The organism is Flavobacterium alvei (assembly GCF_002920895.1).
In the GTDB taxonomy this organism is placed as follows: domain Bacteria; phylum Bacteroidota; class Bacteroidia; order Flavobacteriales; family Flavobacteriaceae; genus Flavobacterium; species Flavobacterium alvei.
In genome coordinates this window covers 263,353-279,398 of record NZ_PQVG01000003.1, presented here as the reverse complement: position 1 = coordinate 279,398, position 16,046 = coordinate 263,353, and the positions used below count along the sequence as shown (strand labels likewise).

The 16,046-nt window shown below is 33.1% G+C and carries 16 protein-coding genes; 11 read left to right on the top strand and 5 right to left on the bottom strand.

What is annotated here, in order from left to right; translation table 11 throughout:
- Positions 1-71 precede the first annotated feature (71 nt).
- The 5 genes from C3L50_RS06555 to C3L50_RS06535 all read left to right on the top strand — a co-directional run bounded on the left by C3L50_RS06555 (position 72) and on the right by C3L50_RS06535 (position 5,485).
- Positions 72-1,160: a diphosphomevalonate/mevalonate 3,5-bisphosphate decarboxylase family protein gene (locus C3L50_RS06555; protein WP_103805364.1), complete on the top strand. Its 1,089-nt coding sequence runs from the start codon at positions 72-74 to the stop codon at positions 1,158-1,160.
- Between the two features lie 6 nt (positions 1,161-1,166).
- Positions 1,167-2,105, top strand: a complete 939-nt coding sequence (locus C3L50_RS06550; protein ID WP_103805363.1) for a mevalonate kinase family protein — start codon at positions 1,167-1,169, stop codon at positions 2,103-2,105.
- Positions 2,106-2,190: 85 nt separating this feature from the next.
- Positions 2,191-3,108, top strand: a complete 918-nt coding sequence (locus tag C3L50_RS06545) for a geranylgeranylglycerol-phosphate geranylgeranyltransferase (RefSeq protein WP_103805362.1) — start codon at positions 2,191-2,193, stop codon at positions 3,106-3,108.
- A gap of 225 nt (positions 3,109-3,333) precedes the next feature.
- Entirely contained in the window at positions 3,334-4,350 is a 1,017-nt protein-coding gene (locus tag C3L50_RS06540; protein ID WP_103805361.1) for an STM3941 family protein, read from the top strand.
- A gap of 226 nt (positions 4,351-4,576) precedes the next feature.
- Complete coding sequence (locus C3L50_RS06535; protein ID WP_103805360.1) at positions 4,577-5,485, top strand: pseudouridine synthase; 909 nt, start codon at positions 4,577-4,579, stop codon at positions 5,483-5,485.
- A gap of 86 nt (positions 5,486-5,571) precedes the next feature.
- Here C3L50_RS06535 and serB read toward each other — a convergent pair whose 3' ends face one another.
- On the bottom strand, positions 5,572-6,807 hold the full coding sequence (serB, locus tag C3L50_RS06530; RefSeq protein WP_103805359.1) for a phosphoserine phosphatase SerB: 1,236 nt from the start codon (positions 6,805-6,807) through the stop codon (positions 5,572-5,574).
- Positions 6,808-7,147: 340 nt separating this feature from the next.
- On the opposite strand from serB, the gene C3L50_RS06525 reads away from it, so the two are divergent.
- The 6 genes from C3L50_RS06525 to C3L50_RS06500 all read left to right on the top strand — a co-directional run bounded on the left by C3L50_RS06525 (position 7,148) and on the right by C3L50_RS06500 (position 11,943).
- The gene (locus C3L50_RS06525) at positions 7,148-7,627 is read left to right on the top strand and encodes a hypothetical protein (protein ID WP_103805358.1); all 480 of its coding nucleotides are present in this window, start codon (positions 7,148-7,150) and stop codon (positions 7,625-7,627) included.
- 78 nt (positions 7,628-7,705) lie between these two features.
- Complete coding sequence (locus tag C3L50_RS06520) at positions 7,706-8,485, top strand: hypothetical protein (protein ID WP_103805357.1); 780 nt, start codon at positions 7,706-7,708, stop codon at positions 8,483-8,485.
- A 169-nt stretch (positions 8,486-8,654) separates the two neighbouring features.
- Positions 8,655-9,323, top strand: a complete 669-nt coding sequence (locus C3L50_RS06515; protein ID WP_103805356.1) for a hypothetical protein — start codon at positions 8,655-8,657, stop codon at positions 9,321-9,323.
- Between the two features lie 3 nt (positions 9,324-9,326).
- On the top strand, positions 9,327-9,893 hold the full coding sequence (locus C3L50_RS06510) for a hypothetical protein (RefSeq protein WP_165783982.1): 567 nt from the start codon (positions 9,327-9,329) through the stop codon (positions 9,891-9,893).
- A 15-nt stretch (positions 9,894-9,908) separates the two neighbouring features.
- On the top strand, positions 9,909-10,724 hold the full coding sequence (locus C3L50_RS06505) for a hypothetical protein (protein WP_103805354.1): 816 nt from the start codon (positions 9,909-9,911) through the stop codon (positions 10,722-10,724).
- Between the two features lie 94 nt (positions 10,725-10,818).
- Entirely contained in the window at positions 10,819-11,943 is a 1,125-nt protein-coding gene (locus C3L50_RS06500) for a hypothetical protein (RefSeq protein WP_103805353.1), read from the top strand.
- Between the two features lie 87 nt (positions 11,944-12,030).
- Here C3L50_RS06500 and clpX read toward each other — a convergent pair whose 3' ends face one another.
- The 4 genes from clpX to C3L50_RS06480 form a co-directional block, all read right to left on the bottom strand.
- On the bottom strand, positions 12,031-13,263 hold the full coding sequence (gene clpX / locus C3L50_RS06495) for an ATP-dependent Clp protease ATP-binding subunit ClpX (protein WP_103805352.1): 1,233 nt from the start codon (positions 13,261-13,263) through the stop codon (positions 12,031-12,033).
- A gap of 77 nt (positions 13,264-13,340) precedes the next feature.
- Positions 13,341-14,012, bottom strand: coding sequence for an ATP-dependent Clp endopeptidase proteolytic subunit ClpP (gene clpP / locus C3L50_RS06490; protein WP_103805351.1), 672 nt, complete (start codon positions 14,010-14,012; stop codon positions 13,341-13,343).
- Between the two features lie 228 nt (positions 14,013-14,240).
- The gene (locus tag C3L50_RS06485; RefSeq protein WP_103805350.1) at positions 14,241-15,566 is read right to left on the bottom strand and encodes a trigger factor; all 1,326 of its coding nucleotides are present in this window, start codon (positions 15,564-15,566) and stop codon (positions 14,241-14,243) included.
- Between the two features lie 118 nt (positions 15,567-15,684).
- Positions 15,685-16,029 (bottom strand): phage holin family protein, encoded by a 345-nt coding sequence (locus C3L50_RS06480; protein ID WP_103805349.1) that lies wholly within the window; start codon positions 16,027-16,029, stop codon positions 15,685-15,687.
- Positions 16,030-16,046 lie beyond the last annotated feature (17 nt).

The following is a 16,046-nucleotide window of genomic DNA, read 5'->3' as shown; positions in this document are numbered from 1 at the left end:
TCAAAACTTTTAAACGATTAAACGGTTAAACTTTTAAACGATAAAAAGTATCTTTGCAAAAAAAATAATTGATGTTTTCAGCAAACGATTTCATACCAACTGCCTATTCTCATTCAATAGAAAAAGGAAACTTCGAGTGGAGTTCTCCTAGTAACATCGCCTTGGTAAAATATTGGGGCAAAAAAGACAGTCAAATTCCAGCCAATCCTTCGGTGAGTTTTACGTTAAATAATTGCAAAACAATTACAAAACTGGCTTTCGACAAAAAACAAAATCAAGATACATTTTCTTTCGACTTGCTTTTTGAAGGCAAACCCAAAGAAGATTTCAAACCCAAAATTCAGCAATTTTTCGAAAGAGTTTTGGTTTACTTGCCTTTTTTGAAAGACTATCATTTTACCATTGATACTCAAAATACTTTTCCGCACAGTTCAGGAATTGCTTCTTCAGCGTCAGGAATGGCAGCGTTGGCAATGAATTTGATGAGTTTGGAAAAAGCGTTAAACCCTGAAATGACCAATGATTACTTTTACCACAAGGCTTCATTCTTGGCTCGTTTGGGTTCTGGAAGTGCCTGCCGAAGCGTAAAAGGTGAAGTTGTCGTTTGGGGCAATCACAACAATATTCAAGGAAGTTCTGATTTGTTTGGAGTAGCATTTCCGAAAGCCATTCACGAGAATTTCAAGAATTTTCAGGATTCTATTTTATTGGTGGACAAAGGCGAAAAACAAGTTTCGAGTTCTGTGGGTCATAATTTAATGAACGGACATCCATTTGCCGAAAGGCGATTTAAACAAGCGCACGAAAATCTGGATAAATTGATTTCTGTTTTCGAAAGTGGCAATTTGGAAGAATTCATAACCATTGTCGAAAGTGAAGCCTTGACATTGCATTCGATGATGATGACTTCGATTCCGTATTTTATTTTAATGAAACCCAATACCTTGCAAATCATCAATGCCATTTGGAAGTACAGAAACGAAACCAAAATACCAGTTTGCTTCACACTGGATGCTGGTGCAAATGTTCACGTTTTATACCCAGAAACTGTGAAAGAAACTGTTTTACAATTTATTAAGGACGAATTAGTTGGCTATTGTCAAAATGGTCAGTACCTTTGTGACCAAATTGGAATTGGAAGTCAATCATTAATTGATTAATTACATATGAAAGGACCTTTATTTTACTCAAAAATATTACTCTTTGGAGAATACGGAATCATTCGTGACTCGAAAGGTTTGTCTATTCCTTACAATTTTTACAATGGCGCATTAAAGAAAGATGAAAATCCTTCGGAAGCAGCCATCAAATCCAATGGCCATTTGAGACGCTATGTTTCTTATCTGGAAAATCTTCAGAGTGAGCAACCTGAATTAGTGAGTTTCGATTTAACTACTTTAAAAAACGATGTCGAAACTGGAATGTACTTTGATTCCAGTATTCCGCAAGGTTATGGCGTAGGAAGCAGCGGTGCATTGGTTGCGGCGATTTATGATAAATATGCTCAAAATAAAATTACAGTTCTTGAGAATTTGACTCGTGAAAAACTATTGCAACTCAAAACCATTTTCGGGCAAATGGAATCCTTTTTTCACGGAAAAAGTTCTGGATTAGATCCTTTAAACAGTTATTTGAGCATTCCTATTTTAATCAATTCTAAAGACCATATTGAGGCTACTGGAATTCCAACTCAAAGTTTACAAGGAAACGGCGCTGTGTTTTTAATAGATTCAGGAATTGTGGGCGAAACCGCTCCGATGGTGAATATTTTTATGGAAAAATTGAAAGACCAAGGTTTCCGTACTATGTTGAAATTGCAATTTATCAAACATACCGATGCTTGTGTCGAAAATTTCTTGGGAGGCGATATGAAATCGTTGTTTGCCAACACTAAAAAATTATCCAAAGTAGTTTTGAATCACTTCAAACCAATGATTCCAGAACAGTTTCACGGCATTTGGCAAGAAGGAATTGACTCTAACGATTATTATTTAAAACTTTGCGGTTCTGGCGGCGGTGGTTATATCCTAGGTTTTACACAAGACTTAGAAAAAGCAAAACGCGCCTTGAAAGAGTATAAACTGGAAGTCGTTTACCAATTCTAAATCTCCTCACCCCCAAGCCTCTCTGCAAAGGAGAGGGGAGGAAAAAACATACCTAGCGTTTTTCCGTTGCCAACCAAAATAGAAAATGAACAGAAAGTCCAAGATTCTTTTAATGAAAATTGCCAGTTTGTTCTCTGTGATTAGAGGGTACAACATTCCGATAATCGTTTTGGCACAATATCTTTCGGCTATATTCATTCTCGCTCCCGAAAAAAGAGCCTTGTCTGTTCTACTCGATTTTGATTTGTTTATTATTGTTTTTGCTTCTGCGTTGACTATTGCTTCGGGTTATATTATCAATAATTTCTACGACAGCAAAAAAGATTTAATTAACCGCCCCAACAAATCAATGCTCGACCGATTGGTCAGCCAAAAAACTAAACTTCAGGTTTATTTTGCACTTAATTTTATTGTGGCTTTGCTGGCGATTATAGTTTCTTGGCGAGCCTTTTTATATTTTTCAGCCTATATTTTCCTGATTTGGTATTATTCACACCGAATCAAAAAACTAGTCATTATAGGAAATTTGACCGCAGCTTTTTTGGCTATTTTGCCTTTTTTTGCCATTCTTTTGTATTACAAAAATTTCTATGAAGTCATTTTTGGACACGCCGTTTTCTTGTTTTTATTGATTTTAATTCGGGAGATGATCAAAGATTTAGAAAACATCAAAGGCGATTTGGCCAATGACTACAACACAATTCCAATACTTTATGGCGAAGAAACTTCTAAGAAAATAATCACTATTCTCACCATCACGACAATCATTCCGGTTTATGTTTTAATCGAAATTTTCGACGTGGGCTATATGGATATTTACTTCTATGCTTCTTTCATTATTTTGATTTTTTTCCTGCTGCATCTATGGAAATCTAACACCAAAGAACAGTATATTTTACTTCACAACGTCTTGAAATTCCTCATCGTGGCGGGCGTTTTCTGCATCATACTTATCAATCCGAGCGTACTTTGGCACGGAGAGAAATTGTTACGGTCGATTTGATTTTTCAGGAGCTTAATCCTGCTGTCCACTATATCTCTTGTGGCGAACCCCACCACAAGAGGATGCCGTTACCATCAGGGCTAGGGCATTTGTTTTCATAATGACGATTACAGGAAATTTTGTATCTTTCGAGAGTAATACTAAGCTATATAATTGAAATAATCATCCAAATTAACTGGATTGTGGTGATATATTTGCAATTTGTGGAAAAAGACGAAATTGAAAATGACAGAACTAAAATTATATAAATCTAACTCGAAAGGAATTAAAATTTTGGCTTTAAGCTTACCTTTTATATTAATTGGAATTTGGATGATTTCGGAAAAGCAAAATGGAACTTTTGATTATTATATGGGTTGGTTTGCTATTTCATTTTTTGGTTTAGGAATTCCAATTAGCATTTTTAATTTATTAGACAAAAGACCACAAATTATAATAAATGAAAATGGAATTTGGGACAGAACAATAAAGCAGAATGAAATCAAATGGGAACAAATTAAAGAAAGCTATTTGATAGATATATATAATCAAAAATTTATTTCAATTATTGTCGATGATACTTTTGTGTTTAAAAAAAATGCGTTTAGTTGGTTAAGCAATTTAAATAAATATGTTGGCGCCCAAAAATTAAACATAAATTTAAGTCAAATCAAAATTAACGAAGCCAAGCTGACAGATTTTATCAATAATATTAGAAGAACTGAAAAATATCAGCGAAATAATCTAATCAAAAACTTCAATTCTGATCAAACAATAAATACAATTTCAGACAATCAAAAATATGTTGCATACGTACTAATTTTAATATGTATGTTCGTTATTTCTTTGAGTAATTTTTATGCTTTTTGGGTAATAATGATTGCGATGGGTATTGGTGGATTGATAGCAAGATGGTATAGAGGAACAAATAACAACTCCAACTTAAGAAAATACTCGGAAAGAATAGCTTATTTAGGATTTACAAATATGATTTTAATAGTTCTTGCTTTTAAAACATATGATTATACAACAAATAAAATTGGAGTTCAATTAACAAATAAAATAGAAACTTATAAAACTGAATTTGGCAATTATCCAAATGAAGTAAAAACCATCATTGATAACCTTGATTTTAATCCAATTGAAAAATACATCGCTGACAATATTATTTACAAAAAAACAGATAAAGAATATGTTTTAGAACTTAAATTCTTAAATCATAACACCAAAGAATTTGACAGTGAAGTAAACGAATGGAATTAGTACTGCTTCAAAAACGGTAGTTTTGCACGACTTCTTTAGAAAGTGAATTCCTAAATCAACAAAAACAAGACGCTTTCAGCCTGACAAATAACAAGAATCAATAATTTAAAAACTGTAACTTTTATTAATATTGTCTTGCTTACAAAATTGAATGCCGTGTCCTAATTCAAAAACAATCAACAATTAAGCAATAATAAACTATCTTTGCAGCAAATTATAGCATATTATGAATAACAAGGAAGGCAACAATAAAAAAAGCGGCGGTAGAGCAAACAGCTCCAGACCAAGCTCTAATAAGCCAAAACCTGCGATGCCAAAAAGAGCACAAGGACCTAAAAAAGTAAAACCAGCAGTAAAAATAGCGGAGGCGGAAGCGGCAAAAACTGCTAAAAAACCAAATCAGGCTCCAAAGAGACAAAAAGAGAAAGACGAAATTCGTTTGAATAAATACATTGCCAATTCGGGAGTGTGTTCGCGTCGTGATGCGGATATTTATATTCAATCTGGAAACGTAAAAGTAAACGGAATTCCAGTAACCGAAATGGGTTATCTAGTAAAACCAAGCGATGACGTTAATTTTGATGGGGTAAAATTAACTCCAGAGAAAAAAGTATATATCTTGTTGAACAAACCAAAAAACTTCACAACAGCACTTGACGAAGGTCAGGAATACCGCAATGTTTTGGAATTGGTAAAAGGTTCCACCACTGCCAAAATTGGCGCTGTTGGAAGAATGGATAAAAACACAACTGGTCTTTTATTGTTTACCAACGATACGGATATGATTCGTAAGTTTACTTTGCCAACCAATAAATCATCCAAAATATACCAAGTTTCTTTAGACAAAAACTTGAAATTTGAAGATTTAGAAAAAATACAAAAAGGATTGGTTCTAGACGGACACCGTGTTTTTGTAGAGGAAGTAAGTTATATTGAAGGTGAGGCTAAAAGCGAAATTGGTCTAAAATTAAGATCGTCTAACGTGAAGGTAGTTCGTTCTATTTTCGAACATTTCAGCTACGATGTTTTGAGAATTGACAGAGTTGCTTTTGCAGGTTTGACTAAAAAGAACTTGCCTCGTGGAAACTGGAGATTACTTACCGAACAAGAAATTATCAATTTGAAAAACTCATAGCTTTTCAAAATCAATAGTTTTACCGCATAAAAAAAGCCTTAGTTCAAAGAATCTAAGGCTTTTTTGTGTGACTATGTGACTATAAGTTACTCTTGCATCATATCAATATGTCGGTCGTGGTAGCCTAATAGATATAAAACTCCATCAAGACCTAAACTAGAAATGGATGTTGCTGCGCTTTCTTTTACTTTGGGTTTAGCGTGAAAAGCAATTCCTAATCCCGCCAAATTCAACATTGGCAAATCATTGGCACCATCACCCACTGCAATGGTTTGGTTGATATTGATGCCTTCTTTTTCGGCAATGGCTTTCAAATATTCGGCTTTCTTTTGACCATCAACAATTTCACCTAAATATTTTCCGGTCAGTTTACCGTCTTTTATCTCCAACTGGTTGGCATAGACATAATCAATTCCTAATTCCTTTTGCAAATAATCACCAAAATAGGTGAATCCTCCCGAAAGAATTGCCGTTTTATATCCATAATATTTCAGGGCTTTCATCAATCGATGGGCTCCTTTGGTTATTGGTAAATTGATAGCAACATTTTGCAATACATCTTCGCTCAACCCTTCAAGCAAAGCCATGCGTTTTTTGAAGCTTTCGCTAAAATCAATCTCGCCATTCATGGCTGATTCAGTAATAGCTCTTACTTGTTCGCCTACTCCTGCCAACTCGGCTAATTCATCGATTACTTCGGTTTGAATTAAGGTTGAATCCATATCAAAACACACCAAACGTCGGTTTCTTCTGTACATATTGTCTTCTTGGAAAGAAATATCTACATTTAATTCCTTCGAAATTTCCATAAAACTGGCAGTCATTAGCGTTTTATCATTTATATTTCCAGTCACAGACAACTGCACACAAGAACGCGGATATTCTTCTTTTTCTACAACCGAAACCCTACCCGTTAATCGAATGATAGAATCGATATTCAATTTTTGGTTTGACATAATTTGAGTCACAGCCGCTAGTTGTGCTGCTGTCAAAGTTTCGCCCAATACATTGATAATATAGCGTTGTTTGCGCTGACCTTTTACCCAAATTTCATAATCTGGAATAGATATTGGAATAAACTTCACATTAATACCCAATTCATACGCTCTGAACAATAAGTCTTTTAAAACTGCTGCCGAACTAGAACCTGCTTTTATTTCAAACAAAATACCTAAAGATAATGTATCGTGAATATCGGCTTGACCAATATCCAAAATAACTGCGTCATAATTAGCTAATATAGAAGTCAGCCCAGCTGTTACCCCAGGTTTATCCTGACCTGAAACTTTCAATAAAATAATCTCTTTCTCAACTAGTGCCATTTGTATTGTATTAATTTAAGATGGGCAAAAATCGACAATCTATTGTAGATAAAAAAGGATATTGGATGTTTTTTTGGGAAGAGAAAAATGGAAGTTCAAACTTGATTTTAAACTAACCAACAATAACACAACCTCATATTCGTTCTAAATTAACATAAAAAAACGGACTTTGAGGAAAACCGTAAAGAGAATAGAAAATTAGGGTTTAGATTTGTGGAGAGAATAACCAGTATTGTTAAGTTCCTTTTTTTTTACTAATATTTGAATACATTTTATTTTTTACTCTTTTTCAAATCTTTTTTTGTGAAAGAAAAAATTTACTTAATAAAATTAATATATTATGAATAGAGAGGAATTGGAAAAAATAATTCATTTATCACTGGACAGATTGTATCTAAATGAAAAAAAGATACTAAAAAAAGAATATAATATAGGTGAAAGAACAATTTCAAATAAACTTGGAAATTATATTGACCTATTTATTGATAACAAATATGATGTTGACGTTGAATACAATAGGATGAGGACAAAATATGAACACGATGATTTAGGTAATTTAATGGGAAAAATATTGAATTGGGAAGATTCAGGAGAGGGAAATAGTTTTGTATACCCAGACATTATAATTCATAAAAGAGATACGAGTATAAATATAGCAGAAATTGAAATCAAAATGTCTTGGAAAAACAGAAAAAAAGATTTTGACTATTTAAAAATAAATGAATATATGAAACAATTAGGATATCAATTTGGAGTATACGTTGAACTCTATGAGGAAAGAGAAAATTGTTTGATTGAGTTTGGCCCTTTTGATGTGTGATTATATACAAGTATTCATTATTTGAATTAAAAATAGAATTGTTATATACTGAAAAATGATACTTTAATACTTAAAATTATGAAATCCAAACTAATAAAAATAATTTGCTTGATTTTTTTATTCTCAAGTTGTAATAACAGACTAGATAAAAGTAAAATTCCTTTAAAAAAAGAAAAAAAAACATATCAATCAATTTTTTTAGGGTTAAGTCCAAATATGTCCGAAAATGAATTTTCTACTAAAATAAAAGAGTTGAATAAAAATGGTAAACTTGAAGATGGTAAATTTCCGTTGTTGGTTGATGGTCAAGAATTTTTATTTGAAATCAAAAAAAGACAAAACTCAATTAAGTTAAGTTATTCTGAAGAATATAGTGTTCAAGAAAAATATTATTTATTATATGAAAAATTCGCCAAAGAGTTTTCAAAAAAAGGAATATGGTTTGATAAGTGTAAAAATAATTTTTTTAAAATCTTAAATAAAAAATACAAATTAAATAAACTCCAAATCCCTTCAAAGATTGATTTAGAAAAAATAGGTTTAGAATATTGTGATGATTACAAAATATTTGTAGACCAAAATAAGTATATCCTCTTTGGAACAAAGTTTTATGGATTAAAAGATCCTATAATTTCAATGGGTTTTAAACATAATAAAGAAGAAGAAGAAAAAAGTGTAATTGGAAATATCGTTTCAACTCACGATTACGGAATGAAAATATTTATTTATTATATACCTGTTGAAAACTATCAAGAATTAAAAAATAGAATCATTAAAGAAATAAAATCAAAAGAATATAGAGAGAAATCATACAGAAACAAACAGAAAGAAAAAATTCAAAATACAAATGAGTTGTGAGAAATTAGAAACACCCAAATCCCTCACCGTTATTTATTTTTAGGACTAATATCCATAATATTAGATACAATGTCTTTGATTGTTACTTGTAAGTAATTTGACGAATGGAAAATTAGACCGGAATACTTTTAAGTGGTTTATTGAATTAAGAAACTATAAAAACTACAATATGAAAATCGCAGGAGAATTAACAATTAAAGATTGGGAAGATTTAGAAAAAAAATTAGTGCTAAACAATGATGAATTATGGGGTTTAGCTTTCCATTTTTTTGAAGAAAGGATAAGAACAAGATACTTGAATCCAATAAATGCAATTTTAGATCTAAAAATAAATAACGGTGAGGGATTTGCTGTTGTTAATTTGCAATGCTCTTTAATTGAAACTATTGAAAGTTTTATAAATGGTTGGAAATACGAACATCCACACTATATTAAAATGGATGGAGATAGTTTTAAAGGAAATAAAAACGTTTTTATGTCATTTTTTAAAAATCATAATGCATTTAAGATAATGGAATCAAAAGCTTACGATTTTTATATAAATGTAAGATGTGCTTGTTTACACGAAACACAAACTAAAAACGGTTGGACAATTCTTTCTGACACTGAACAAACTAAGCTTGTTTTTAATGGCGAAAAAATAATTTTTAGAGAAAATTTCCAAAAAGAACTAGAAAATATAATTGCAAAATATAAGTTGGCAATACAAATAGGCACTTCATATAAAAATATTGCGCAGGCAATAAATACAGGCAATTCATTTGAAAATTTAGAAAAAAACACTGAATTAAGAGATAATTTCAAAGCCAAAATGAAGCATATCTGCGATAAATCATAAATTATGAAAATAGCAGTCCTCGGTTGGGGTTCCTTAATTTGGCAACCCAAAGATTTAAAATTTGATACAAACATAGGTTGGAAAGAAAACGGCCCCGTTTTACCCATTGAGTTTGCTAGAATTTCTAAAGATGGAAGATTAACATTGGTCATTACACCAAATGGCACAGAAGTTCAAACATTGTATGCTGTTTCTAGTTTTGACAACCTTGATTTGGCTGTATTAAATCTTAAAAAACGTGAAGGAACTGTGAAAGAAAACATTGGATATTATGATAAAACTAAAGATGAATTTTCTCCAATAGATTTTCTGTTTAAAGAAAGTATTAAAAACTGGATTCAAACCACTGATTTTGATGCCGTAATTTGGACAAATCTTCCTGAAAATTGGGAAATAAGAAATGAAGAAAAAGTAGTTATCAAAACAATTGACCCAAACGATAGAATCGAATATCTACAAAATTTAAAAGGTGCTGAAAGTGCTTTAGCCGAAGAATACATTCGCAACACTCCAAAACAAATAGCCACTACCTACCGAAAACAAATAATTGAAGTTTTGGGTTGGGATTAAAAAAAAAAACGAATTATGAACTACAAAAACTGTACACATTACAATGAAGTTGTTCGGGTATTATCGGAAAACGGTAGCTTAGAGGATGTTAATTTTAAACTTGAAGACAATATAGGATGCGAATGCAAAACAGAAGGAGATTCGGTTTGTGAATTATGGGTTACTTTAGCATTTGCACACGACTTGGCACCACAATTTGGTATAGAACACGCCGAACAAACCATAGCCAATCTAGACAAACGTATGAAAGAAATAGCAACTATGATGGTTTCTAATGTAGGTAATAAACCTGAAAGCGTAGAAGAGATAGAAACTATTTCTGAAACAAATATTGACAGTCAATTATTTGCAGCATTGTCAGAAGAGAAACAGAAACTCATTGAACAACTCTTGGAAATGGGCGATGTTACTTTTATCAAAAGTGATTCTAGCCGAAATAAACTTATTGTAAAAGCCATTTCAGAAATGGATCTGGAACAACTTGAAATCTTGACTGAAAATTATTTAAGTAAGTATAAAAGAGAAGAATTTTTAAAATATATTAAGTCAAAATTTAACGAATTCAAAGAAAACAACGACACTCAATTAATAGCCCATAGTGGAAGTTGTAATGCTTATGATTGTAATATAGGTACTAGTGGTTATACATTTATAGGTAACAATTCCAATTCCTATTGCAATATTATTTTTGAACAAGAAAATGGAGTTTGTACAGATATATGTAAATGCAATAGTTTTAAAGTGGATGACATATTCATCAATAAAGCTCGAGAAAAAAAATTAGACTCCTACAATTTTACAGATGAAGAACTAGATGATTTGCCTTTCTAATTTAGAAAAAAACAGCAACACCCCAAAACAAATGGCCACCACCTACCGAAACCAAATAATTAAAACTTTGGGTTGGAAATAAAACAAAACCATTATGACTCCTGAAAAACAAAAACTACTCGAACAACTCGCTGCATTAGACAATCAGGGCGATGCTGCACAAGAACCAACAAAGGCGGAACATATAATAAAAGCCTTTACCGAAATGAATATTGCGGCTTTGGAAGTCCTTTTGGATGATGCTAAAACCTATCAAGATGCCACCAAGGAAGTTTTTTTGGAGAAGTTAGAAGAATTATACCTAGCGCATAAAAAAATAGGTGATGACTATTATATAGCGTATCAAGGAAAATGTGGTGCCGAGATTAGCCACTGCGATAATTGTGGAAAAACAGGATATCGGTTTGTGGGCAATCATTCTCATAATTATTTTGATTTTATTTTTGAATTGGTAGATGAAAACATCAGCAATATTTATGATTGTTCCCGTTTCGCGACTACCGAAACTATTGAATACCTGGAGTGCAAGGCTAGTCTGGAGTTTGATGAGGATGAACTTACCTCTTTTGTAAAAACACCTGAATATCTATATAAAGTAAATGCTGCCGAGAAAGCCTTTGCTGAAATATGCACTAATCCTCCACAGTTGTTAGACTTTGAACAATTATGTTATTGGGTTGATAAATATGCTGTTTTGTCTGAACGAATTGGCGAGTATGATTTTTTTGAACCCACAATGAAATGGACTCCTTTTACTCATTTATATTACAATTTAAAAAGAAGAAAAGACTATTTCAATACAAACTTAAAGCTCATCCAACTGGCTAATGTACAATATAAAACATTCCAAACAGAGCAACATTATATTGATTGGATTGTAAAGTATTACCCCATTTTTGACCAAACTCCCTATGATTTTAAATACAGCACCAATATTGATAAAGGATTCGTAAATTTTAATTTTGATAATAAATCCATAATTCTATTTCACGGACAAGAATGTATGGAAGCCTATCATTTTTATAATAACTACAGCCCCAAAAACGAGGAGTTGCTCAAAAAATATTGCGTTTATAACGATAATGAATATAGGGAAAAATATAATGACGATAGCTTTGAAGATGATTTATCCAATTTAAATTACCATCTAAAACAAAGAGAAGCTTTGGCAAAAATTGGAATCGAAATTCCTTTTTATATTATTAAGAATAGATTTTAATTTATCAAGCTCCCATCATTAACGAATAAAGCTCAAAAACATACGTTTTTGAGCTTTATTTTACTTTTTATTGAGCTTGAAATTGAGTTACGAAGCGATTTCCAATCGTTTCAATAAATTTCTATTCAAAGTTTCTTTGGCGTAATCCACGTCGATTTCCAATGTTTTATCATCAGAACTTGGCAATTCATACATCGCATCGGTCAGGATGGCTTCGCACAACGAACGCAATCCACGGGCTCCGAGTTTGTACTCCAAAGCTTTGTCCACAATAAAATCCAAAGCTTCGTCCGTGATGCTGAATTCCACCTCATCCATCAAAAATAACTTTTGATATTGTTTGATTAACGCATTTTTGGGTTGTGTCAAAATCGCTCTCAAGGTTTCCCTATCCAAAGGATCCATATGCGTCAACACCGGCAAACGACCAATGATTTCAGGAATTAATCCAAAGTCCTTGATGTCTTTCGGGATGATGTATTGCAACAAATTATCTTTGTCGATATTGTCCACATTTTTGGAAGTTGAATAACCAACAGCTTGACGGTTTAGTCTTTTGGAAATAATTCTTTCCACACCATCAAAAGCACCACCAGCAATAAACAAAATATTTTGAGTATTCACCTCAACAAATTTTTGGTCTGGGTGTTTACGTCCTCCTTTTGGTGGCACATTGACAACCGTTCCTTCTAATAATTTCAACAAAGCTTGTTGCACGCCTTCGCCCGAAACATCTCGAGTGATGGATGGATTGTCGCTTTTGCGGGCAATCTTGTCAATTTCGTCAATGAAAACGATGCCTCTTTCGGCTTTGGTCACGTCATAATCGGCGGCTTGCAAAAGTCGTGTCAAAATACTTTCGACATCTTCTCCCACATAACCAGCTTCCGTCAATACGGTCGCATCAACAATTGCCAAGGGAACATCGAGCATTTTGGCAATGGTTTTGGCCACCAATGTTTTCCCTGTTCCGGTTTGGCCCACCATTATGATATTACTTTTTTCAATCTCCACTTCGTCGTGCAATTCTTGTTGCATCAAACGTTTGTAGTGATTGTAAACCGCCACCGCCATTACTTTTTTGGTTTGATCTTGACCAATAACATATTGATCCAGAAAAGCCCTGATTTCTTTTGGTTTTCTTAAAACCAAGTCCGTAGGCAAATGATTTTTGCTACTTGATTTTAATTCTTCTACTACAATTCCGTGGGCTTGTTCGATACATTTATCACAAATGTGCGCATCGATTCCGGCAATCAATAAATTGGTTTCCGGTTTTTTTCTTCCACAGAATGAACATTCTAATTTTGGTTTTGCCATCTTTTGAGGTTGGAGGTCAGAGATTAGAAGTTAGAAGTCCGCAATCGTACCTCTAACTTCTAACCTCTAACTTTAATTTATCTTCTTAACACTTCATCAATCATTCCGTATTCTTTGGCTTCATCGGCAATCATCCAATAATCGCGCTCGCTATCGGCATATACTTTGTCAAAAGGCTTGCCTGAATGATGCGAAATAATTTTATACAATTCGTCTTTCAGTTTCAACATTTCGCGCAAGTTGATTTCCATATCCGATGCCACTCCTTGTGCTCCACCCGATGGTTGGTGAATCATTACTCTTGAATGCGGCAAAGCCGAACGTTTTCCCGCTGCTCCGGCACACAAAAGAACGGCTCCCATAGAAGCTGCCATTCCGGTGCAAATTGTTGCTACGTCAGGTTTGATGTATTGCATTGTGTCATAAATTCCCAATCCTGCATACACGCTTCCTCCTGGGGAATTCAAGTAAATTTGGATATCTTTTGAAGCATCGGCACTTTCCAAAAACAATAACTGCGCTTGAACGATGTTGGCGATTTGATCATCGATTCCTGTTCCCAAGAAAATAATTCGATCCATCATCAATCTTGAAAAAACGTCCAATTGAGAAATATTCAACTGACGCTCTTCAATAATATAAGGAGTCATGTTCGTTGGAGTCATTGCTGCCACGATTTTGTCGTAGTACATTGCGTTTACACCTTGGTGTTTTGTTGCAAATTTTTTAAATTCTTTACCGTAGTTCATTTTTAAAAGTTTAAAGGTTTAAAAGTTTAAAATTGTTTAATGGTTTATAATTATTTAACCCTAAACGATTCAAACAAAAGAGCGCCAAAAAAATATTTTTGACGCTCAAATATAACTATTTTTTATGGTTTAGGCTTTGTAAAAAAATCATAAAGTTATTTGAATTTTTGGATTGAATCCAATTAACTTTCGACTTCTAACTTCTAATTTCTTACCTCTAACTTTAATTTATTCTCCGTAAGACGCAGCAATAAATTCTTCGTAAGTTACTTCTTTGGTTGTTGGATTGGCTTTTTCTTTGAAAATTTCCAACAATTTCTCTGCAACCACTTGGTCTGAAAGTCTTTTCACTTCTTCTTGGTTAGACAAAACTCTCGCCACGATTCCTTGAACTTCTTCGTCGGTTGGATTCGTTTGCCCGAATTGTGCCATTTGCTGACGGATATTTTTAGCTGTAAAAGTTTTCAAATCTTCGAAAGTAATTTTGATGTCGCTTTGCGCCAATGCTTTTCCTTCTATTAATTGAAAACGCAATCCTTTTTCAGAACGTGCATATTCCACTTCAGCTTCTTCTGGAGATAATTTTTTCTCACCAACGGTTTGCAACCATTTTTTAAGGAATTCAGCCGGCAAATCGAATTTTGTGTTTTCGATTAAAAACTCGGTTACATCTCCTAATAATTTTTGATCTGCTTGAGCAGCAAATTGAGATTCAGCATCTTCCTTGATTTTTGCTTTCAAGTCTTCCAATGAAGCCACATTTCCAGCACCAAACAATTTGTCGAACAATTCTTGATTCAATTCAGCTGGTTCAGAAATAGTGATGGCTTCGATAGTAAAATCAACATCAATAGCCAAACCGTGTACATTATCGTGGCCTACTTTCAAGTAATCCATCAATTGGTGATCGTCTTCGAATAAACCGCTTGTGTTTACAGTCACAACATCACCTACTTTTTTACCAATGAATTTATCGGCAGTCGCTTTGTCTTTGAAAACAGACAAAGAAATCGTAGTTTCATTTCCAATTCCTTCCGCTTCGTTGGTAAAAATACCTTTCAAATCAGCACCTTCAGTTACAACATCCTGAGGAATTGCAGTTCCAAATTGTTTTTGGATACGAGCCACTTGACCGTCAATCAATTTATCGTCGGCAGTAACCACATATTTAATGATGTCGTTTTTAGCATCCAAATCAATTTCGAAAGATGGAACCAAACCAATTTCGAATTCAAAAGTTAATTCTTCGGCAGACCAATCCAAGTTTTCGTTTACTTTAGGAAGCGGAGTTCCCAAAAGATTCAATCTTTCAGACTGGATGTAACGCTCTAAAGCCAAATCAACCACTTTTTTAATTTCTTCTTGTTTGATTGCTTTTCCGTATTGTTTTTCAACAAGGTCTTTAGGCACGGCTCCTTTTCTAAAACCTTTTACTTGTGCCAAAGGCATTTTTTCGTTTATTCTTTTGGCTACTTGACCTTTGTAATCCATATGAACAACTGTCATTACAATTGTTTCGTTTACTGCGTCTAATGCTACTCTTTTAATATCCATCTTCTTCGTTAATTTACATAATAAAATTGGGTTGCAAAATTATAAAAATTTTACAACCCAAACAAGTTTTTAATCTATTGAATTTAAGTCCCTTATTTGGAACAAAATATACTGTGATTTATTTGTCTTCGCCTACAATTTTATAAACAATAGACTCACAAATGGAAAGAATTATACTAAAAATAATAGCCGTCCAAAATGAATTTATCCTGAATCCGTCAACTAATCTTGAACATAACATTATTATACCCCCATTTATTACAAATAAAAACAAACCAAATGTTAGTATTGTAGCTGGCAATGACAAAATTACTAAAATAGGTTTGATAAAAATATTAAGCAATCCCAACACGGCCGCAACAATTACAGCTGTAGTAAAACTGTCAACATCTACTGATGTCATTGCTCCTGCAATAAGCACCACTAAAACCGCTGTGATAAAAATCCTAAGAATTAGCTTCATAATTTTTTTATTTCAAA